Raw genomic sequence first — 20,652 nt, forward strand, 5'->3', positions numbered from 1 at the left:
AGTCGAACGCATGCTGGTTGCAGAGCATCATGGCCGAGGCATGTATGACTTTCGTAGGTTCAATGCAGCTCGGGCGGTACCAACCTTCCCGAAGCTAGCTACCTCAAGGATCGCATTGAGAAACAATCCGGTGTCGACACACGACTTCCGCGACATGTGGAACACAGTCATTGCGGGACTCTTCGCCCTCGCCGGCGTTGCCTTCGGGGTAGCAGCTGAACCGTTCAAGGCCGCAGTCAGCTCACGATCCAGGACACGGCAAGCCCGGGGCGAACAGTGCGCGAAACTTATAAGCGCCACCACAGCAACCAGACATGGCGTGATCGCACTGAATGCCGCTGGACGCGCCATCTGCGCTGGCCACAAGGGACCCGAGCCGAAGCAGGTGAATGGCTGGATCACTGAGATCAACGACGCAAGGAGCCGCGGCCGAGAAGCATCCGCCTTGCTCGACCTCTACGGCCCCTTAGAACTTGCCAAAAAAGCCAGAAAAGTTCTAGAAGCGGAAGAATCTGTCTACCTGCTGATGGATGAACCAGACCCGGGAGAGCACGATTTGATGAAGAAGCCACCCCAGCTGATAGCAGCAACAGACGCGCTCGACGTCGTCGTGCAAGAGTTTGCGCAACAGGCACACAAGTTCACCCGATGAACGAGATAGCCCACAGAGCAGCCCAAGGAGGCTGATAGATGGTCGACTGGACTCAGACTATCGCAACGGCGACAGCGACAACCGTCGCAACCCTAGTCGCAGCGTCGACTGTCATATACAGACAGAAGGGTGCCGAACTTCGAATACAGCGCCTGACTAAGCAGCGGAAGAAAATCGATAAAGTATTACAAGAAACCCAGTTCGAACTAAAAATATATCTTCAACAGCAAATATTTTCAGACGACTACTCAAGCGTAGCCGATGTCTACCATATAGCCCATCGCGAGTGCACTCAACTGTTACTCAACAGCAAGAACCTATCGTGGACCGATCGCATCCTCCTGAAAAGGTTCTGCAGGCAGATGTACGGCAGTGTCATATTTGGGAGCGTTGACGACCTACCTCGTACACCCACGCTCGTCGAGGAATTTACTGCAAAAATGGATTACACGTTCATCGCCGGAGAGCACCGTCTTGAAACAAATTTCCGCACCGGAAATCTGCTGGTATACATAACCGGCGGCAAGATCGGCTGGATGTTCCCAAATTCAGATGACCCCGGGCCCGCCTTGGACTTCCAGGGCCGAGGAATTGTTAATGTTTTTCGACTTTCCATAGGTGACCCCGGAAAACAGTGGCCAGACCCTCATCTGATATCCCTCACAGCATCAAGGATTGCCCTCAGGAACGTTCGCCGATTCCGCAACAGAAAATGGTTTCACATTGCATATCGCTTTTATCGAACTAGAGCTATTCACCCCCTAAGAGCCGCACGTCCGACTCGGAAAGTAAAGTCTCAATAGTCCCAAGGTAAGCATGGCAATCAACGCAAACGAACTCCTCCCGCATATTCGCGAACATTGACGGCGTCTACTTGGACTCCAGCTCCGGAGTACGGCGCATTGATCATCTTGCCATCGCCGATGTAGATCCCCACATGATGAATAAAGCCGGGCCTGTAGAATACGAGGTCACCTGGCCGCAGTGCACCGAGACCCGCCTCTTTCGACACCCGAACCCCGGCAGCGAACTGCGCTCTGCTGTTGTGTGGCAGGCTGATGCCGACCTTGGCGTACGCGAACAGAACCAAGCCACTGCAGTCGAAGCCGACCTTGTTGTAGTCGCCGTGCCGGTCCGCGACCCCACCGTCGCGGATCCCGCGGCTTGGTCCTGCGGCCGTCCCGCCACCCCAGGCATAGGGCATGCCAAGCTGGGACATGGCTGCGTCGATCACCGCCTTGGCATCTCCGGTAGCAGCTACCGCTGGCCGGAGTTCAACGGCGTCGTAGCGCTCGACGTTGGCGAGGACCTGCGACACGTAGGTCTGGCTCGCGTTGTACCTGAACAGCGCGGCTCGGAGCTGGCCCTGGTCGCGAAGATCTCGAGGTCCAGTTCCGCACAGGTAGGCCGCAGCACCGAGCGCGGCGTCGAAGGCGTTGTTCGGGTTGCGGACGCCGTCGTCGTTGCCGTCTTGTTCGACGCTTGCCCAGGTCGTGGTCAAGAACTGGAAGGGTCCGACAGCGCGGGCGAAGCTGCCGTCTGGGTTGCGGATCGGCGTGCGGTTGCCGCCGACGCCACTGCCGTCGAGTTGCGGCCCGAGGATCGGTGGGGCGATGTCGCCGTTGGGTGCAATGTTCCGGCCGCCGGCGTGCCGGGATTCGATCTCGGCGATGCCGGCCAAGACGGACCAGCGCATCCCGGCGCACGCTGGCCGGATGTTCGTGATTCGTTGCGCGGCTCGCTGGTAGGCGCTCAGCATGACGTCAGGGATTCCAGGGACGTGGCCAGGTGCCGCGTCGACGCCTTCCGCTCCCCCGGCGATCACGATGATGATCAAGACGCCGACGAGCACACAGGCGATGGCTGGCCCGAACAGCAGGAACAGGGTCAAGCATCCCCACTTCTTCGGATGCTCTCGGATCTCGTTGCGGACATGCTCGGCGATCTGGAGAGCGAGCAACGGGTTCACGGCCGACGCTCTTCCAACCGGCTCCGCAGGCGTTGCGCCCAGGTCGGGGTGAGCGGCAGCATCCCGGGTGGCAGCGGCGCGGGATCAGACGTCAGACGTTCCTGACGCCCTGTCCGCATAGGTCGGCCGCCTGGCACCTCGGCTTGCACACCTGTCCCGGTGAACGCCGGAGCCTTGGAGGTTCTGCGTGGTGTAAGGGCCTCGACTTCCTGTTCGCGAACGGTCGTCTGTGGGGCCGACGTACGCGCGGTCCGCGCAGAGAGGGCGGCCGCGGCGGTAGTCGCGGCGCTCCATAGCGGGTTGGCGACTGCCCCGACGTTGCTCGCATAGGTAGAGGCGTAGGCCTTCGCTGCGGTCGCTTTCCTCCCAAGGGCCGCCTTGGCGACATTGCCTTTCGCAGTCAGCGCTGTCTGCGCTCGGTTCGCCGCGGCAGGCCAGGACACTGGTGCGCCGGCGGTGTATGAGATGGCCTTGCTGCCGATTTTGCTGCCGACCTTTCCCGCGGATACCAGTCTCTTTCTCAGGTCGTTCGCCGGAGCAACGGCCTCGGTGAAGGCGCTGGTGCCGGCTTTGAGGGTCCGGCCGATTCGATGCGGACCCGGCGTGACGACCGGCAGGGGCAAGGCTTTCGGAGTGCTCCGCGGTCTACCGAGTCGCTGAACACCCGAGTTGACCTTGGAGCGGATTCGCTGAATGTTCGCCATGAGCCGCTTCCGGAACAGGAAGCCGGAGAACACAACGATGTCGATGACGGCGAACTTGACCAGCTGCGGTCCGAGGTCGGCGAGCATGAGCGACCGCAGGAGCACGGTCATCACGGCGATGAAGAACATGCCCATCAACAGTTTGGCGATGGTGCCCGCGATGGAGCTGATCCGGTAGGCCAGCTGATGCTGCAGCGCCGGGATCAACGCGGCGATCAGGGCCAGGGAAAGCAGGAGACCTTCGAAGAGCAGGAAGTACGGGGCAAGGATCTGGATCGCGTTGAGGCAGATGCTGAGGATCGCGAACAAGATCATCGCGACGGCATATTCCCACGCCCCGAGCATGCGATCGACGTCAGCGACCTCGTTGTACTTGCCGTACTCACCCGGGCATCCGGCCAGTTCGCGGGCAGGTGTGCTGTCTTTACCTGACCACGGTCCCTGATCGAGAATCTGCTTTATCGAGTACTGGCAGGCGCCGGCGCCCTGTTTGCCTGAGACTGCGGTGCCGTAGTTGAGGGTCTCCCAGGGTGCGATGAGGAGGCTGTCGATGAGGGCTTGCCCGATCGGCGCCGCGGGGTTACCAGTGCCGCCAGGTTCCTTTCCCATGATCACGGCGCTGACGTCTGCGCCGAGGTCGCGGCTGAGGCTGAGCACTCCCCCGTCGCCGACGAGGAAGTCGACGGGGTGGGTGATGATCGCGATGGCCATGACGTTGATGGCGATCGTGGACACGGTTTCCCGCCAAGCACGGGTAGTGAGGCCACGTGTGAACAGCAGTCCGAGGTAACCGGTGGCGATGAGCAGAGCCAGTTCACGGAGTTTCAGCCCACCGATGATCGTGGTCTGCCAGATCTTCTCCAAGTCCTGGGCAGGCGCTTTGATCCAGTCGACGACTCCTGCGGTCATGGACCACTCGGTGAACCAGACAGCGAAGCCGAGCGCGTACTTGCCGACGGCGAAGCCCATGTTCGCCAGCCAGAGCCAGATCGTCGGCATCGGATTGGTGGCCAGCCAGGGCAAGTTCGCGAAGAGGTCGTAGTTGCGCAGGTCGCGGCCGTAGCCGTCGTCGACGGTGAACATGCCCTTGAGGTGCGCGGCGTGCCCGGGATCGTCCTGCAGGGGCAGCGTCGGCCTGTCCGGATCGGGGCGGTCCAGGCTCGGCGGAGTCGGCTGCGGCACGCGGGGATCCGGGACGACCAGGCACAGCGGATACGGCTGGCACGGCCGCGGTTCGTTCGGAGGCAGCGGCAAGACCTGGGCACTGGCGGGCGCGGCATTGCCGAGGAGCAGGACGAGCAGGATGGTGGCGAGCGCGAGGGGTTTCGCGACACGCGCGTTGAGCGTCATGAACGTCTCCCTAGATCGCCGGTTGTGTCCGAGACATGGCGCTCACCTGGGGGTTTGATTCAGGTCCGGAGTGGACCGCGGGCGACGATCGGCGTGGTGAGGACGGCTTTGGGCAGGGTCCGATAGGGCTGAGTGAGGACCTTGACCTTGCCGACTCGGCCGGAATGGTCGCGCACCAGGAACTCACCGGCCCGAGCTCGGCGTTCGGGCTCTCCGCCCGCAGGGTTGAGCGGCGACAGGTCCTTGGTGACGATCTCCTGGTAGCGGGTGTCGGCGGGATCGACGCCGAGCCACGCGAGTCCGTGCCGAGCGAGCCCGGTGTCACGATGGCGGCCGAGCATGCGGACGGCGATCAGGCCACGAAGGACTTCGTCGCCGAGATCCCGTTCGGTGTGCGATCCGAAGGCCGCGTCAGCACCGTGCTTGCGCCCGTCCCGGACGAACTCCAGCGCGATCTGCTGACCTTCGGGCGTGCCGGTGACGTTGTAGGCCTCGTCGCAGATGAACTGTCCCCACCGCTGTGTCCCGAAGCAGACTTCCTTGGCGATCGCCGCGATCAGCAAGTGGAATGCGCGCCCGAAGAGCTTCCGCGGTGGGATGCGAGCGGCCATCCGCTCGTTGCTCATCTCGAGCGTGTTGGGCAGCGGGACTTCATTGGTGCAGAAGACCACCATGTCGGCGGAAAGCAGATCGACAGGTTCGAGATCGGCGTCGAAGATCGGCCGGGTGATCGGATCGCGCCGGAGTCGTCGCAGCCGCTCAGCGAGACTCCGTGCGGAAGGGTCCGCGATACCGTGCTCGGCCAGCACGTCGATGAGCGCGTTGCTCGATACGTCAGGCGTGCCGCTGACCTGGTCGAGGCCACGGCCGAGTGCGTCACGTTCGGCCGAGTTCGACTCCAGGTCCAGCCACGAGGCGAAGAAGGTTTCGGCGATTCCGGTGCTGGACTTGGTCTTGCCGCGAAACACCCGAAGCGGATCGCACGAGTGCCGGAGTTCGGTGCCGGCGGCGCGCTCACTGTCGAGGGTCGGATCGATGATGTCGACGACCTGGCAGTTCCCGGGGAGGGCCCGTGCGACGGGATCCCACTCGCGACTCCTCGTGCGGTCGATGGCGATCACCCGACCGTCGAGCATGAGCCGGACGACCGCGGCGATGTTCTTCAGGACAACGGACTTCCCGGAACCGAGCTCGCCGATGACCGCGACACCGCCGGACGAGTCGTGGGTGGGGCCGTAGGTGGGGTCGAGCAGAAACGGCGAGATCGCGCCGCCGTCCAGCACCATGCCGAACAACGCTCCACTGGGGTCACCGAACTCGGTCGACGACATCGGCAGCAGCATCGCGCAGTCACTGGCCAGGAGGTTCTGGCTGCACTCCCGCACGACCAGCGGAGTCCGATAGCCGGGAAGCAGTGCCTGGTAGAGCTGCTTCTGACCGCCCAGCGGTCGTTCCCACTTGTACTCGCCGCCCAGGAACGTCTGCCGCAGCGTCTTCGCGTGCGCGTCGCACTCCGCGGCGGTTGCGCCCCACACACAGGCGACGACACCGACCTCGAGTTCGATCTCGGTGGTACTCGCGCCGAGCCGGGCGTTCTTGTGCTGGATCTCTTCTTGCGCCGAGTGGACATCGGCGGGGACGCCGGCAGTGTCCCCTCCGTGCTCGTCGTCTTGGCTCATCAGGTCTCGGGTTCGGCGCCGGTTGGCCGCACGGGCTTCGTCGTTGGTCTTGGCCGAGATCCGCAGGACGTAGTCGACGCCGAATCCGATGTCCGCCAGGCGCGACAAGATCTCGTGCCCAGGGAAGGTGAAAGCTCGTGGCATCTCGGCAAGTACCAGGTATGCCTGGTAACTCTCGATGAGACCATCGTCGTCGGGCGTGACGCATTTGAGGAACCGCTTGTTCAGTACTTGCAAGGGATTCCCCAGCGACTTGGGCTCATCCGTGCGGCCACCTTCGTCGAACACGGTGCCGCGGAGCCTCACCAGTCGCGCCCGCCCACGCCCGTGCGAGAGCGTCGCGCCCGAATTGTGCACTGCGGCCGTACGCTCGAGCTGAGGCTCACGCACTCCGCGGACCGGTGCACGGCTGAGCCACCACAGCAGTTCGGCCTCGGTAGCGGGCCGAAGCGGGATGGCGCCACCGAGCTCCTGCTCGGTGACGCGGGCCAGCTCCTGCACCTCAGCAACGATGTGAGGAGACACCGGCCGTGGCGGGATGCCGAGCCCTGCGTTCAGCGCGACTCCCACGGCTCGCAACAGGGTCCGGCCACCGTCACGCCACCCGTTGCCGGTGAGAGGTTTGGCGATCCAGTAGCTGCGCCCGAGCACGTCGAGGTCGTCGAGCTGGTCCCATGCGTTGTGCACGGTTTCCGCCCAGTGTGGATTTTCGTCGAGGTCGATGTCGTCGAGGCAACGCCGGATGATGGCGTGTGGCTGGACCTGCTCGCACAGAGACGCGAGCATCACTTCACCACGCAAGGATTTCATGAACATGACGGTGCGGCTGTATAGCTCGTGCAGTTGCTTTCCCGCCGACCGGGCGCTTTCCCGAGGAAGCGCTCGCCACACGGCCCAAGTCGATCCATCCGCGCAGAACAGCAAGTTGCCGTTGATGTCGAGGATCTGGTTCTCCATCACCGCGCCCCGGCCAGTAGCCGCTGCAACGACGACATCGTCGTCGGCTTACTGTCCACGCCCACGTCCATACCGTGTACGTAGAACCGCTGCCTGCAGAACACCTTCCGGTCTGGTCGGTAAGCCCGCCCGGCCAGCGTTCCCGACGACGGCGCGAACAGGTGCGCCATGAATCCGATCAGCCAACTCGCCGGTGTCCGTGACTCGATCCGAGCTCTCCGGATCGCGATCGCGGTCAGCGGGACACCCCAACGCGCCGGGCCGAGCCAATCCAGCAGCGGCAGCTTCCACACCACGAGCAGAAGAACCAAGAAGACCACGCCCTGAGTGAGCGTGTACGGCCCGCCGGGCAGGTAGCCGCCGTCGCGACCGGGCATCCGTCCGAACATCCTCGGAAACCGGCGCGACCGCGTATACGACCGTCCGATGAGGACATCGCCGCGGCCGCGTTGCGCGCTCATTTGGTGAACCAGGCACCGAACATGCCGGATACGCCGTCGAGGTTGAGCAGGATGCCCAGGAAGATCGCGGCGATCACGCCGTATTTGATCGAGCGGGTGAAGTTACCTCGCGTCCCGATCAGCAGACCGATTCCGCCTACGACGGCCGCGAGCAGGATCAGGCGGCGGACAGCTTGGTCTCCCCAGGCAAGGTTGGCGTCGATCCAGCTTTTGACATCGGCTGCGAGCACGATGGTCGACATCTCGTCTCTCCTATTCGCCGGCCTTGGTCGAAGGTGAGGCAGGGATCCCGGCAAGGAGCGGAGCCGGGCCGATCCGGCCGACTTCCCAGCGCCCTGCCCGTGCTGTGAGCGTCAGGGCGTAGTCGACGGTGGTGACCTGCCCGATGGCGTCATATCCCCAAGCACGTGCCGTCACGTGGATCTCGGTTCCGTCCAGTGGCCGAGCTGCCTGACCTGGCTCGAACGGCTCATGCGTCCGCAGCTCCAGCAGCTGAACCTCCGCATACAGGGGCGGGACGATCACGCCGATGCGTGTGCCCGGCGCGATGTAGCGGTCCAGCTCTCCTCGGCCGACCAGGTAGGCGAGCAAGAAGCCGTGCACGGACTGCCCGATCGGCCCGTTCAGTTCCGCGGATTCCGGGTAGTCGGATTCGACCGCGGCGAGCGTGTTCGGGCAGGCGACCGGTGCCGGCAAGGCCGCTGCGACGTAGCCCTCACCGCTCCCGACGAGGTTGACCTGAGCGCAGGTCAACCTCGCGTGGTGTTTCCCGTCGAACTGCTGGACCAGCATGCTGGCCGCGACGACTACCGTCCACGAGCCTTGCCGGGGCGATGTCACCGACAGCGTGCTGGTGTCGACCGGGATCTGTGTACCGACCTCGCGGGTCGACTTCTGACCCGCTGGGTAGAAGGCCTCCAGCCCGGCGGAGTCGTCTCTGCTCGCCGAGAGCCACGACCGGATGTACATCTCCGCCCATCCCTGCGGCTGGTCCACACCGAGCGGCGCATCGGCATGCGGGACTCCGGAGGGCACGTCCGGTCGTAGCACCGTCAGGCCGACGATCACCGCCAGCGGACTCGCGACGATCACACACCACCCCAGCACTCGGCCGAACCGCCGCGTGACCGCGCGGGCAACTGGCTCCAGCTGGGCATCAGGAATCATTCGCACGATTCGGTTCTTACGGAGCTCCATCACTGCGCCTCGATGCCCATCACCTGATGCAGGCGTTTGCGCAGCTCTCGATCACTGGAACTGGCCAGCCTGTCCAGTGCGTCGCACGCCGGGAACCCGACCTCGTCGAGGAAGCGCTGGAGCTCCTCGTACAGCTGCCGATCGACGAGAGCCGATCCAAGCCGTCGTCCCAGATCCCTCGCTCGGACCCGGGCGTGGGCGACAAGAAGTTCACCTGGGACAAGGTCTGTATGGGGTCCGGTCACAGAGACTCCCTGAGGTCTGGCGGGCTACGGCGCTCAAGACACGCGCAGCACCGCTGACCTTTGATGCACCTCGCCCGCTGCTCGGGCCCCGAAGCGCTAACACTGTCGCTGCCATTCGCGACCAGCGTTCGCCAGCGTGTCGAGCGCCCGGTTCCGCCGACGCGTGGCGGTCGGTTGGCTCACGCCGAACAGCGCACCGAGCTGCCGGTCGGTCGCGACGCCGTCACGACCCATGTCTTCGCCGAAATATCGCGCGGTGAGAATGGCTGCCTCCTGCTTGTCCAGCCACTCCTGCTCGACCGCCCACGACAGCAGTTCCAACAGCTGTTCCGACGCATCCCTCTCGGTCTGCACCTCGGCAAGTGGACGGTGCACAGCATCGTCGTCGATGCTCACGACCTCTGCGGCGACTTGGCTCGTATCGACACCGAGGGCGCGAAGAGCCGATCGTTGGGTGTCACGGACCAGGTTGGCGGCGACATGGTGCCGACGGCGCAGTGGATAGCAGCGGATCTGCTCCCACAGGTGTCCGATGACCGCGGCCTGGACATCGGTGTTCGTCTCATTCGCCGAGACTCCGCCCCCGGTTACACCGCGGCGAGCACCGAACGCGCCGAGCGCTGCCCGAGTCGCACGAATGACCCGGCCGACGATGCCAGGTACGGCGGGCAGCATGGCGTTCAGAGCGAGTTGGGCGGCAACGGCTCCTTCGTCACGCTCAATCGCGGCCCGCTGCAGCAGCGCGTAGAGGACTTCGTCGTGACGTGCATAGTCGCGGCCGCTCAACACGTCAGTCAGCTGGTGATGAGATCCGACGTCGGCCAGCGCCGTGTCGTGCTCTGACCATGAACACAACGCGGCGTCGAACCTTTCGAGCACCTTGGGGCGGGCAAGCTGTCGTTGAAGTGCGGTAAGTGGGCTGCAGGCAGAGGCGGACATCGCGGTGGCCCTTCGAGCGGCGACAAGATCGCCACGAGGCTCGAAACCGCCCCTCGCCCCTTCCCTGGCTCAGATGCTTGCCCTGGGCTGGGGCAAGCCGAAAGGTCACCCGATCGGACGTACGAAGGCCAGTGCTGGACGGCAGTCCAAGCCGCCATGCGAGATTGGATCGCTATGCCCGAGACCGGTACCCAAGCGCAGTCTCGACTCTGGTGAACGAAGCGAGACGGGGGTTTGTGTGGGTCTCGCTATCCCTAGCCGACGATGAGCAGAACTGTGCCCGGCTCGTCGGAGGTTCCTACGATTCGGCTTGTTGTCTCCCTCGCGGCGACCAGGGTCTCGCCGGAGCCAAGGCCAGTCTCGGCACCTTCAGGCCGGTGGCTGCTCGGCTGGTGGTTCGAGCTGCCGCGCATCGGCAGGATCCGATCGGCGGAGAACGAAGATCTTCGCCAACGCGATGAGGCTGGGGCCGGCAAGGAGCGCCGCCAGCCACGCCTGCCCGTTGACGCCGACGATGACCGCGCCGACGAGCATGCCGATCACTAGGGCGAAGCCCGCCCACAAACCACAAAGATGCCGAAAGTGGCGCTGACGCCGCTCTTCCTGCTCGTTCCGGAGGACCTCGAGCCGCTGGGCTTCTTCTCTCCGGATGCTTTCGAGCTGACGCTCGTGTTCCCGCTGGAGCTCCGGTTCCAGCGCCTTGAGTGCGACCTCCAGGTGCTCGGCCGGAACTCGTGCCCACATCCGTGCGATCTGGACAGCGCGGGACGGCGGTGGCTTCTCGTCACTCATCAGCGGGGCGCCGTCTCGGAGCTGCTTCGAAGTCGACCCTGGACGCGACCTGATTGGCAATATCGGGCGTGGGAGGTCCGGGAGCTCGCCGACGGGCGATGCTCTTTTGGCGACACGATCGAATCTGTCGACCCGCCTCGCGGCGTTCCTGACAGTCACGTGGAGCCAGGTCGAGATGCTCACGTGCGCAGGTACTTGCTCTCGGTCACGCCAGGCCACCAAGAATGCGTCCTGCATCGCGTCGGCCGCCAACTCGGGACTCTGCGTCACACTCAAAGCGATTTTCCATGCCTCGTCTCGGTGGCGTCGAACGAACTGCTCGAACACGGCGCGCGCTTCAGCCTCGCTGCCCAGTTTCGCGCCGAGCAGCTCGCGGTCCGTCGGCAAGTCCGTCTCCAACAGGTAGCCGGATGCCGCAGTCGACGTGAATGCGCAATCGACGACACGACCCAGGTCTCGGAGAGCAACCTTCCCTTCGCCCGATCGGGTGCGTCGTGTTCCAGCCCGAGACCTACGCCGTGCGCGAGTAGAGACCACGTTCTCGAGGTCACATCGAGAATTCATCGCAGGGAACAGAGGCATCCCTACGCGGCTGCATCGTTCGATGCTACCGACGCGCATGTCTCCAGAGGCATTTTTCGGTCCGGCGAGACTGGACGCGAGACCGGCGAGACCAGGTTCGATACAGGTCTCGCCACCGCGCCAGTACCCGGATGACGGTCTCGGAGGGCTGATGGCGCGAGCATCAGAAGACGAGAAACCCGAACCTGCGCTCCCGTCCGGGGAACCTGTGTGGTGCTACCCTCAACCGAGCAAGCGCGGCATTGATCGCACCTTTTCTGGTCATATAGACCGAATCCATGGAACCGAAGCCGAGTTGGCTCGGACACGACTTGCCGCCGCCACCACCGATCTCTTGCGCTGGGCCCGCGAAAGCGCTCAGCGCGGATTACCCGAGGACGGCAAGCCCACATGATTTCACCTTACGAGTTGACCGCGGCGGCTCCAGCTCTGCTGTCCACACCTGATGGCCGCATGACGCAGGTTCCGGTGTCCGGCCCCTCGGGCTTGTCGGACTACGCCGTGTCTCCGCTCGGGATGCCGACAGCTCTTCTCCGTGATGAAGTACGTGTCGCCTTCCTCGCGCGAACGTCAACCGAGGACCAACAGGATCCACGCCAGTCCATCCTGCGCCAGCTCGGCAACTCCAAGGCCGCCATCCCCGAGTCCTGGGTGATCGTCGCGCATTTCTACGATGTCGAGTCAGGACGCATGGATCTCGCCGCTCGCGGACGCGGCGAGAACTACGAGCGCTTCGACATCCCCATCGCACGAGACGGCGGCATCTCCGACCTACTCACCGAGTCCGCGAATCCGAAACGCCGGTTCGACGTCGTAATCTGCGAGAACATCGCTCGAGTCGCCCGACGAGCGTACGAGGGCTTGTCGGTCGAGCGCGAACTAGAGCGCAACGATGTGCCGCTCTTCGCCTCGAACGAACCGATCACGGTTTCAGGGAGCCGCGCACAGCGCATCCTCCAGCGTCGAATCAACCAGTCGGTGGCCGAGTACGAGGTTCTCAACACGCTTGAGCAATCATGGGGCGGGCTCTGCACCCACGTGCGCGAGGGCTGGAACATCGGCAAGCCATGCCACGGTTACAAGGCGAAGGTCTTCAAGCACCCGAACCCGTCCAAGGCCGCGAAGGGATACACGAAGTCACGTCTGGAACCCGATGGCCTCAAAGGGGAAACCGTCACCCAGATGGCGATGTGGCGGTACTACGAACGCATCGGCTGCGACACGATCGCAGACCGCCTGAACGCGGACCTCACCAAGTACCCGCCGCCAGAACCACCAGGAAAGGCCCGCGCTCGTGGCGTGTGGAGCAGGTCGAGCGTGTACGACATCCTCCGTAACCCCAAATACACTGGCTATCAGGTGTTCAACAGGCGCGCGACCCGCTCACGCGGAGGCAGGCACAACGACCCCATCAAATGGGTCTGGTCACCTACCCCGGTCCACGAACCGTTGATTCCTAAGTGGATGTACGACGCGATCAACGCTGGTTGGAAAACCAAGCAAGGCTCACGGGACAGCCACGAGCCGAACAACCATCCTGCGACCATCAAAAACTACCTGTTCCGAGGCCGCCTCTTCCACGGCTGCGGACGAAGGATGGTCGGGGATCCAAGACACGGCCGGGCGTACTACCTCTGCCGACCGAGCAACAACAACCGAGCACGCTCAGACCGATACGCCTCACACGAGAAAGCCCTCTACCTCCGTGAGGACGCCTTGCTCGACGCAGTCGCGAAGTTCTTCTCCGACCGCGTCTTCGGCCCCGACCGGCGTTCCATCCTCGAAGCCGACCTCGCCGGCGTCGACGACCAGGCAGCCGTCGAACACGACGCTGAACGAGAACGAGTAGGACGACGGCTTGCCGAGATCGCCAAGCAGCAGGCCTCGATCCTCAAGCAAGCACAACAAGGCGACCCGGACGATCCCTTCACCACAGCACTTCGCGGCAGCTACAACAACCTGGCCAAGGACGAGAAGCAACTGCGCGCCAAACTCACAGAACTGGAGGAAACGGAACAGCCGACCCCTCAAGGGATAACAGTCGACGAGCTGGCCCTGATCGACGCGCTGCCCTACCTCGCGACAAACCTCGCGCAGGCGCCAGAACCGTACCTTCGGGCGCTGTTCGAGGCCGTCCAGCTCTCCATCATGGTCCACGACGACGGCGAACATGCGACAATCACGATCAAACTCCCGGCAGACCAGCTGCCCGAGATAGCTCAGGCAGCGGAGAGGATCACCGAGCCCATGAATCCCCACGAACTCCCGCGCGAAGCCGCGCCTGAGCTTGTGGGGTTGCTGTTGGTGCCCCCGGTGAGATTCGAACTCACACTGGACGGGTTTTGAATCCGTTGCCTCTGCCAGTTGGGCTACGGGGGCGTCGCGGGGTGAACTTTACGGGATCGCGGGAGCGCCGCTTCCGCCGGGCCCGGGAGTGTGACGACTATCTGACGTGGTGAACGCCATCTCGCCGACTGGATCGTTCCCGGTAGGCTTCAGGTTCGCGGACAGCCCGCGAGCCGAACTGCCCGACGACCTTCAGGAGGACCCCGGTGACCGAGCAGGCTGCCGAGGCCAACGGTGCCGTCGCCGCACCCCAGCGGCGGGTGCTCGTGGCCGAAGACGAGGCCCTCATCCGTCTGGACCTCGTCGAGATGCTTCGCGAAGAGGGCTACGAGGTTGTCGGTGAGGCCGGAGATGGCGAGCAGGCCATCAACCTGGCCACCGAATTGAAGCCCGACCTGGTGATTCTCGACGTCAAGATGCCCAAGCTCGACGGGATCGAGGCTGCTTCCAAGATCACCGGTGACCGGATCGCGCCGGTCGTGATCCTGACCGCGTTCAGCCAGCGCGACCTCGTCGAGCGGGCCAGGGACGCGGGCACGATGGCGTACCTGGTCAAGCCGTTCGCCAAACGCGACCTGGTGCCCGCCATCGAGCTGGCCGTGAGCCGGTTCGCCGAGCTCCAGGCGCTCGAGTCCGAGGTCGCGGGGCTCACCGACAGGCTCGAGACGCGCAAGGTGATCGACCGGGCCAAGGGCCTGTTGATGAGCCGCCAGGGTCTCACCGAGCCGGACGCGTTCCGCTGGATACAGCGCACCGCGATGGACCGCCGGACCACGATGAAGGCGGTGGCCGAGGCCGTCGTCGAGAGCATCGGCTGACGAACCCGAAAAAGGCCACCTCCACGCCGGAGGTGGCCTTTTTCGGCTCAGGACCCGCTTGCGGTCCGCATCACCCAGTAGACGTCGGTGTTCTCGACGGTTCCACCCAAGCGAGCGGCGCCGGGGCCTTCGGCGGTGACGGGGGTGTCGGCGCCGGTGTGGTCGTGCGTCGTCCAGTCCACAGTGAACTGGAGCTTCGAGCCCGGTACGTCGAACGGACCGTCCTGGTCAGGATCGGTGTCGGAGTCGTCGTAGTTCTCGATGCTCAGCCCGCCGGTTTCGTGGTCGCCGCCGATGATCACCAGCGTGTCGGGGTGCGTGCGGACGAACCGCATGACCTCGGCGATCGTGGCGTCGAGTGCGCGGCCTGCGTCGATCACGCCGTGCGCGTTGTTCTCGTGCGACATTCCGTCGGTTCCTTCTTCCTCCAGGAAGAGGAAGAAGCCTCGCGGGTTCTTCGACAGCGTGTCGAGCGCCTTGCGCGCCATCTGCTGGAGCGGCACCCGCGGCGCGTACTTCCCGACGCCGTCCGGGCCGTAGTCGACCATGTCCTCGTTCGCGAACAGGCCGAGGATCCGGTTCGCCCGCGTGGTCCGCAGTTCGTCGCCGTCACGCACGTAGGTGTAGCCCGTTCGCTGCGCGCGTTCGACCAGGTTGCCGTACGGGCTGCGGCTCTCCTCCCCCGGCTTGTCCGGCCACAGACCGGGATTCCCCTTCGGGTACCACCAGTCCTCACCGCCGCCGAGCAGGACGTCCGGCCGGCTGCTTTCGATGTACTGCTTCGCGATGTCGCTCTGCGAATCCCGGCTCGGTACGTGCGCCGCGAACGCCGCCGGCGAGGCGCCCGTGACCTGCGCGGTGGTGACCAGTCCGGTCGACTTCCCCGCCCGTTTCGCCCGTTCGAGGATGGTTTCCAGCGGACGTCCGTGGACGTCCACCCCGACGGCGCCGTTGCGCGTCTTGTGCCCGGTCGCCAGCGCGGTGGCCGCCGCGGCCGAGTCGGTGACGATCTCGTCGGGATCATCCGACGACGTCCGCACGAGGCCGGTGGTCGCGAGCCCGTCCATCGCCAGTTCACCGCGTTTGCCCTTGAGCGCCAGCCGGAGCAGGTCACGCTGCCCCAGACCGAGGCCGTCGCCCTGGATGTAGATGATGTTGCGCGCCACCCGCGCCCCGGATCCCGCCGTCGTCGTCTCCGCGACGGCGGCCGAGCCACCGCACAGGACCACCAGAACCGTCGCCGCCGCCAGACCACGTCCGCGCACATCGCCTCCTATTAGTTAGGAACCTTTCCTAACAGAGAAGCCGCGGGAAGGCGAGGGTCAGCGGCGAAGGATTCCGGCGTCGTGGGCGAGGATCGCGGCCTGGACGCGGTTCGCGCAGCCGAGCTTCGCGAGGATGTGGCTGACGTGGATCTTCACGGTTCCGTTCGACAACCGCAGGTCCGCCGCGATCTCCGCGTTGCCGAGCCCCCGCCCCACCCGCACCAGGACGTCGCGTTCGCGGGCGGTCAGCGCGCCGAGCTTCCGCCTGGCCCGCGCGACGCTGTCCGCGTTGGCCGCGTCGGTGTCGCGGAACCGGTCGATGACCTGCTTCGCGATCCGGGGCGACAGCACCGCGTCGCCGGTGGACGCGGACCGCACGGCCTGGATGAGTTGCGCCGGATCGGTGTCCTTGAGCAGGAAACCGGCCGCTCCCGCGCGCAGGGCCCTGGCCACGTAGGCCTCGTCCCCGAACGTGGTGAGCATGATGACCCGCACCTCCGGCGCGATCCGGCCGAGCTCCTCCACCGCGGCGAGCCCGTCCACCCTGGGCATCCTGATGTCCATCAGCACGACGTCCACGGGCATCCGCCGGACGACGTCGATCGCCTCCGCGCCGTCGGACGCCTCGGCCACGACGTCGATGTCGCCCGCCTGGTTCAGCAGGAGCCGCGCGCCGGCGCGGAGCAGCGGCTCGTCGTCGGCGAGCAGGACCCGGATCATCGCGTCTCTTTCGGTACGGGGACCTCGAACCAGGTCTTCTCCACCAGCCCGCCGTCGCCGAAGCAGAACCGGAAGATCGCGGCGGTTTCGGCGTCGGGCGGATCGTCGGCCGGGGTGTAGACGCAGTAGGTGTCCCCCGGGACCGGCGGCTCCCGGTCCCGCGCGGCGGCATGCGCCGAGGGTTCGTTCGGGCCGAACCAGGCCTCGACCTCTTCCGGTGTCATCCCGATCTTGACACTGGCGAGTGGATCTTCGTGGTCGGCGGGCGTGAGCGGTGGCACGAAGGCCAGTGTCGTCAGCAGCAGCGCGGCGACGGCGGCCAGTCCGGTCGTCAGCATCAGGCCGGACAGGATCCGGCCCGGCCGTCTCTCCGTGTCCGCGACCTGCGGTTCCTCGCCCGCCTCTTCGGCGAGAGGCGCGTCCGCCCGCTTGGGCAGATCGGCCGTGACCGCGAAGCCGCCGTCCGGGTCCGGCCCGGCCGTGAACGTGCCGCCGAGGAGACGGACACGTTCGCGCAGGCCGACCAGCCCGCGCCCGGTGCCGGGCAGCCGCTCCCCCGCGACCGGCTCCGCACCATTGCGCACCACGATCTTCACCAGTTCGGGGCCGTGGTCGACGACGACGGTGACCGACGCGGCGGCGGCGTGCTTGTGGACGTTGGTCAGCGCTTCCCGCACCACGCGGTGCACGGCCCGGCGGACCGGCGGCCGGACCCCGTCGAGGTCGGTCCCGAGCCAGTCGAACGTCACGTCGAGGCCGGCATCGTGCGACGACGCCACCAGATCGGCGATGTCGGCCTCGGTCCCGGCGGCGTCGGTGGCTTCCGCGGGCTCCGCCGGTTCCCCGCCCGGCCGCAGGACGCCGAGGGACTGCCGCAGTTCTTCGAGCGCGACCTTCGCCGTCGTCCGGACATGCCGCGCGGCCTGCCGCAGCTCCGGATCCTTGCCCTCGGCTGCGACCTCCAGCGCGCCCGAGAACATCGTGATGAGGCTGAGCCGGTGCCCGAGCTGGTCGTGCATCTCCTCGGCGATCCGCGAACGTTCCTCCAGCCGCGCCCGCTCCCTGGTCACCTGACGGGCTTCCGCGAGGGACTCCGCGCGCTCCCGCAACGCCACCACCAGCCGGGCCTGCTGCGCCTGCATCGCGCCGACCAGCGCGGGCAAGACGAAACAGGACACCGTCGAGACGGCGATCACCACGAGGACGTACTGCCAGCGGAACGCGGGCTGGGTGAGCAGGACGACCCCTGCCGGGAGCAGTGCCGCGAGGCCGAACAGCGGCCACCGCCGCCCCCTCGCTCCCGCCGTGTACGCGATGACCGCGAGGGCGACACCGGTCGCGGGGAACAGCCCGAACAGCACCGTCGCGGCGAGCAGCGCGACCACCGCGAACCGGCGGCGCGCCAGCATGAGCACGACGGCGCAGGCGATCACCGCGGTCAGCACCGGTGCCGACGGGTAGAACACTTCCGGCCAGCCCCAGGCGGGCAGCAGATCGGCGAGGAAGATCGTCACGCCCGCGACGAATCCGGCGAGGAGCACCTCGGCGAGCACGGTGACGAGCCGCCGGTCGACCATCTTCACGCTCCCAGCATCACACGGACCCGGTGGCACAGCGGGCCGGGGCGGCGGGAGTCGTCAAGTCGACCAGGTAGCGGCTGACACCTTCGTCCACACAGGACGATCCACTGCCGTAGACGGCGTGCCCGACGTCCTCATTGGACAGCAGCACCGCCGACTTGAGGCTGCCCGCCAGCTGCCGTGCCCAGCCGTACGGTGTCGCGGCGTCCTTCGTGGTCCCGACGAGCAGGATGGGCGGGGCGCCGTCGGCGCGGATCGTCCGGGACGGGACCGTCGCGGTGGGCAGGAAGGCGCAGCCGAGCGCCTCCGTGCCGGACGAGAGCCGGGAAACCCGGCGCAGCTCCCGCGCGGCGTCCTCGTACGCGGCCAGGTCGGTGGGATGGGCGCGGTCCAGGCAGTTGACGACGGTGAGCGCGTCCGTCGTGTCGGTCGTGGGCTCCGGCGGGTCGGCGGAGTCGTCCGGCGAGTCGTCCGCCGGAGCCTCGGCGCCGAGGATGATTTCGGACAGCTCGGCCCAGTCGGCCGGGAAGGTGACCTTCGAGGAGATCTCCTCGCGAAGAGCACCGCCGTCGCCCGCTTTGTCCGCTTCGGCCAGCACCCTGTCCACCGTGGCGAGGATTTCGGTCTCGTCCCGGCCGGGGCACGGCTTGCCCGTCCTGGTGGCGCATTGCTTCGCATAGGTGAGCAGCGTGTCCTCGACGCCCTTCGCCTGCTCGACGGTGTCGGCCCGCCAATCGAGATAGGTGTTGTCGACGCCGTCGAGCACCATGGCGCGAATCTTCTTCGGGAACCGGTCGGCGTACAACTGCCCGATCCGCGTCCCGTAGGAGTAACCGAGGTAGTTCAGCTTTTCCTGGCCGGTGACCACGCGCAGGACGTCGAGGTCGCTGACGACGTCGTCGGTGCCCAGGTGCCGCAGCACGTCCTCCCCGGTCCCCTTCAGGCACGCCTCGGCGTACTGCCGCGTTTTCGGGACCTCGGCGCCGATCAGCGGCAGCCCCTCGGGCGCCTTCGACGTGGGTTCGCCCTCGGTTTCGCACCGGATCCGCGGTTCGCTGCCGCCGATGCCCCGGGGATCGAAGCCGACCAGGTCGAACCGCTCCCGGACCGAGGCGGGCCAGGTGCCCGCGACGTCCTTCACCATGGCGACCCCGGATTGGCCGGGGCCACCCGCTCCCGCGACGAGCGTGCCGAGCCGTCCCTCCGGCCGGGTCGCTGCGGCTTTGACCAACGGCAGGGTGAACTTCGGCCCGTCCGGCCGCCGGTAGTCCATCGGCACGGTCAGCTTCGCGCACTGGAAGGCGTCGCACGGCCGCCAATCGAGGGCCTGCCGGTAGAACGGCGCCAGCGCCGCCCGGTGCTCCGGTTCGTCCACTGTGGTCACCGGGGCCGGGCTCCCTTGCGACGTCGTACATCCGGCGACCAGCGCGACGGACAGCATCACGCACTTCCAGCTCACTCGGGACTCCTGCTTTCGGGACACCGGACGATCCAACCCCGGCACCGCCTCCTCGCACGACCCTCGGCAGGCTGAAAGTCCGTGCCTTCGTCGGCCACGAGGACTAGACCGAAAGACATACCCGCGAACGGTGAGATCCAGACCACACGATCGGGTCGTGACGATCTTGGCTCCGCTGGGTCTATGGAGTGTGGAAGTGAAGAACTTCCGCCACAGGCAACGGAATCCGAACCGAGGAGATCGCGATGACGAACACCGTCACCACCACCGCCGCCAAGCCGAACTCGAACTCCACCGCCCCCACCGGGAACAGCGCGCTCGTCTCCACCCAGGGCGTGACCACGATCGCCGACACCGTCGTGCAGAAGGTCGCCGGCCTCGCGACCCGTGAGATCACCGGTGTCCACGCGCTGGGCGGCGGCGCCGTGCGGGCGTTCAACGCGCTGCGCGAGCGCATCCCGGGCGCCACCGCGTCCGCCGGGCAGGGTGTCTCCGTCGAGGTCGGCGAACGCCAGGCCGCGGTCGACCTGCAGATCGTCGTCGAATACGGCGTCGCGATCGCGGATCTCGCCAAGTCGGTGCGCCGCAACGTGATCGGCGCCGTCGAGCAGATGACCGGACTCGAGGTCGTCGAGGTCAACATCAACGTGTCCGACGTGCACATCCCGGGCGACGACGACACCGACGAGCAGACCGAATCCGGCCGCGTCCAGTGACCACCGGCGCCGGTTCGCGCCCCACAGCAAGGAGAACGTTCATGAACGCCACCCATCTCGGCCTGTTGACCGGTCTCGTGCTCGGCGTGACCGGCGCGTTCGGCGGCTTCGGCGCCTTCCTCGTCGTGCTCGTCCTCGCCGTCCTCGGCCTGCTGGTCGGCCGGTTCCTCGACGGCAAGCTCGACCTTTCGGCCCTGGCCGGCCGCGACAGGGGCTGAGCG

The 20,652-nt window shown here is 66.0% G+C and carries 19 protein-coding genes, 1 tRNA gene and 2 pseudogenes; 6 read left to right on the forward strand and 16 right to left on the reverse strand.

Going from position 1 to position 20,652, the window contains the following annotated elements; genetic code table 11:
* The first annotated feature begins 10 nt into the window (after positions 1–10).
* Both ACLJPX_RS09910 and ACLJPX_RS09915 read left to right on the forward strand, forming a co-directional pair.
* Entirely contained in the window at positions 11–652 is a 642-nt protein-coding gene (locus tag ACLJPX_RS09910; RefSeq protein WP_410599813.1) for a hypothetical protein, read from the forward strand.
* 38 nt (positions 653–690) lie between these two features.
* Positions 691–1,455: a hypothetical protein gene (locus ACLJPX_RS09915; protein ID WP_410599814.1), complete on the forward strand. Its 765-nt coding sequence runs from the start codon at positions 691–693 to the stop codon at positions 1,453–1,455.
* A 20-nt stretch (positions 1,456–1,475) separates the two neighbouring features.
* On the opposite strand, the gene ACLJPX_RS09920 is transcribed toward ACLJPX_RS09915, so the two are convergent.
* The 10 genes and pseudogenes from ACLJPX_RS09920 to ACLJPX_RS09965 form a co-directional block, all read right to left on the reverse strand.
* Positions 1,476–2,621: an NlpC/P60 family protein gene (locus tag ACLJPX_RS09920; protein WP_410599815.1), complete on the reverse strand. Its 1,146-nt coding sequence runs from the start codon at positions 2,619–2,621 to the stop codon at positions 1,476–1,478.
* Positions 2,618–4,675: a hypothetical protein gene (locus tag ACLJPX_RS09925; RefSeq protein ID WP_410599816.1), complete on the reverse strand. Its 2,058-nt coding sequence runs from the start codon at positions 4,673–4,675 to the stop codon at positions 2,618–2,620. Before ACLJPX_RS09925 ends, ACLJPX_RS09920 begins: the two co-directional genes overlap by 4 nt.
* 59 nt (positions 4,676–4,734) lie before the next feature.
* Positions 4,735–7,164 (reverse strand): ATP-binding protein, encoded by a 2,430-nt coding sequence (locus tag ACLJPX_RS09930; protein ID WP_410599817.1) that lies wholly within the window; start codon positions 7,162–7,164, stop codon positions 4,735–4,737.
* Between the two features lie 146 nt (positions 7,165–7,310).
* Positions 7,311–7,688: a hypothetical protein gene (locus tag ACLJPX_RS09935; RefSeq protein ID WP_233223643.1), complete on the reverse strand. Its 378-nt coding sequence runs from the start codon at positions 7,686–7,688 to the stop codon at positions 7,311–7,313.
* A gap of 80 nt (positions 7,689–7,768) precedes the next feature.
* Positions 7,769–8,014, reverse strand: coding sequence for a hypothetical protein (locus tag ACLJPX_RS09940; RefSeq protein WP_101609309.1), 246 nt, complete (start codon positions 8,012–8,014; stop codon positions 7,769–7,771).
* 10 nt (positions 8,015–8,024) lie between these two features.
* Complete coding sequence (locus ACLJPX_RS09945; RefSeq protein WP_410599818.1) at positions 8,025–8,864, reverse strand: conjugal transfer protein; 840 nt, start codon at positions 8,862–8,864, stop codon at positions 8,025–8,027.
* A gap of 104 nt (positions 8,865–8,968) precedes the next feature.
* On the reverse strand, positions 8,969–9,214 hold the full coding sequence (locus ACLJPX_RS09950) for a hypothetical protein (protein ID WP_410599819.1): 246 nt from the start codon (positions 9,212–9,214) through the stop codon (positions 8,969–8,971).
* Positions 9,215–9,310: 96 nt separating this feature from the next.
* Positions 9,311–10,153 carry a hypothetical protein gene (locus ACLJPX_RS09955; RefSeq protein WP_410599820.1) on the reverse strand — a complete coding sequence of 281 codons (843 nt, stop codon included), beginning with the start codon at positions 10,151–10,153 and terminating at the stop codon, positions 9,311–9,313.
* A gap of 369 nt (positions 10,154–10,522) precedes the next feature.
* Positions 10,523–10,945: a hypothetical protein gene (locus ACLJPX_RS09960; protein WP_410600053.1), complete on the reverse strand. Its 423-nt coding sequence runs from the start codon at positions 10,943–10,945 to the stop codon at positions 10,523–10,525.
* 144 nt (positions 10,946–11,089) lie between these two features.
* Positions 11,090–11,566, reverse strand: a pseudogene (locus ACLJPX_RS09965) (RNA polymerase sigma factor); the annotation flags it as partial.
* Positions 11,567–12,715: 1,149 nt separating this feature from the next.
* Here ACLJPX_RS09965 and ACLJPX_RS09970 point away from each other — a divergent pair.
* Positions 12,716–12,952: pseudogene (locus ACLJPX_RS09970) on the forward strand (recombinase family protein); the annotation flags it as partial.
* A 255-nt stretch (positions 12,953–13,207) separates the two neighbouring features.
* Here ACLJPX_RS09970 and ACLJPX_RS09975 read toward each other — a convergent pair.
* Together ACLJPX_RS09975 and ACLJPX_RS09980 are read right to left on the reverse strand one after the other, a co-directional pair.
* Entirely contained in the window at positions 13,208–13,699 is a 492-nt protein-coding gene (locus ACLJPX_RS09975) for a hypothetical protein (RefSeq protein ID WP_410599821.1), read from the reverse strand.
* A 130-nt stretch (positions 13,700–13,829) separates the two neighbouring features.
* A tRNA-Leu gene (locus ACLJPX_RS09980) sits at positions 13,830–13,906 on the reverse strand.
* A 173-nt stretch (positions 13,907–14,079) separates the two neighbouring features.
* On the opposite strand from ACLJPX_RS09980, the gene ACLJPX_RS09985 reads away from it, so the two are divergent.
* Positions 14,080–14,691 carry an ANTAR domain-containing response regulator gene (locus ACLJPX_RS09985; protein WP_005157321.1) on the forward strand — a complete coding sequence of 204 codons (612 nt, stop codon included), beginning with the start codon at positions 14,080–14,082 and terminating at the stop codon, positions 14,689–14,691.
* A 47-nt stretch (positions 14,692–14,738) separates the two neighbouring features.
* On the opposite strand, the gene ACLJPX_RS09990 is transcribed toward ACLJPX_RS09985, so the two are convergent.
* From ACLJPX_RS09990 to ACLJPX_RS10005, 4 genes are read right to left on the reverse strand one after another with little or no spacing between them, the layout of a single operon-like run.
* Positions 14,739–15,956 carry an alkaline phosphatase gene (locus ACLJPX_RS09990; protein WP_410599822.1) on the reverse strand — a complete coding sequence of 406 codons (1,218 nt, stop codon included), beginning with the start codon at positions 15,954–15,956 and terminating at the stop codon, positions 14,739–14,741.
* A 57-nt stretch (positions 15,957–16,013) separates the two neighbouring features.
* Complete coding sequence (locus tag ACLJPX_RS09995; RefSeq protein ID WP_410599823.1) at positions 16,014–16,676, reverse strand: response regulator; 663 nt, start codon at positions 16,674–16,676, stop codon at positions 16,014–16,016.
* Positions 16,673–18,253: a histidine kinase gene (locus ACLJPX_RS10000; protein WP_410600037.1), complete on the reverse strand. Its 1,581-nt coding sequence runs from the start codon at positions 18,251–18,253 to the stop codon at positions 16,673–16,675. The genes ACLJPX_RS09995 and ACLJPX_RS10000 overlap by 4 nt, the downstream gene beginning before the upstream one ends.
* Before the next feature lie 16 nt (positions 18,254–18,269).
* The gene (locus tag ACLJPX_RS10005; RefSeq protein ID WP_410599824.1) at positions 18,270–19,715 is read right to left on the reverse strand and encodes an alpha/beta hydrolase; all 1,446 of its coding nucleotides are present in this window, start codon (positions 19,713–19,715) and stop codon (positions 18,270–18,272) included.
* Positions 19,716–19,960: 245 nt separating this feature from the next.
* Here ACLJPX_RS10005 and ACLJPX_RS10010 point away from each other — a divergent pair, with 245 nt between their 5' ends.
* Entirely contained in the window at positions 19,961–20,431 is a 471-nt protein-coding gene (locus tag ACLJPX_RS10010) for an Asp23/Gls24 family envelope stress response protein (protein ID WP_410599825.1), read from the forward strand.
* 41 nt (positions 20,432–20,472) lie between these two features.
* Positions 20,473–20,649, forward strand: a complete 177-nt coding sequence (locus ACLJPX_RS10015) for a hypothetical protein (protein ID WP_410599826.1) — start codon at positions 20,473–20,475, stop codon at positions 20,647–20,649.
* Positions 20,650–20,652 lie beyond the last annotated feature (3 nt).

Origin of the sequence: Amycolatopsis sp. lyj-90 (assembly GCF_046549035.1) — a bacterium.
Classification (GTDB): domain Bacteria; phylum Actinomycetota; class Actinomycetes; order Mycobacteriales; family Pseudonocardiaceae; genus Amycolatopsis.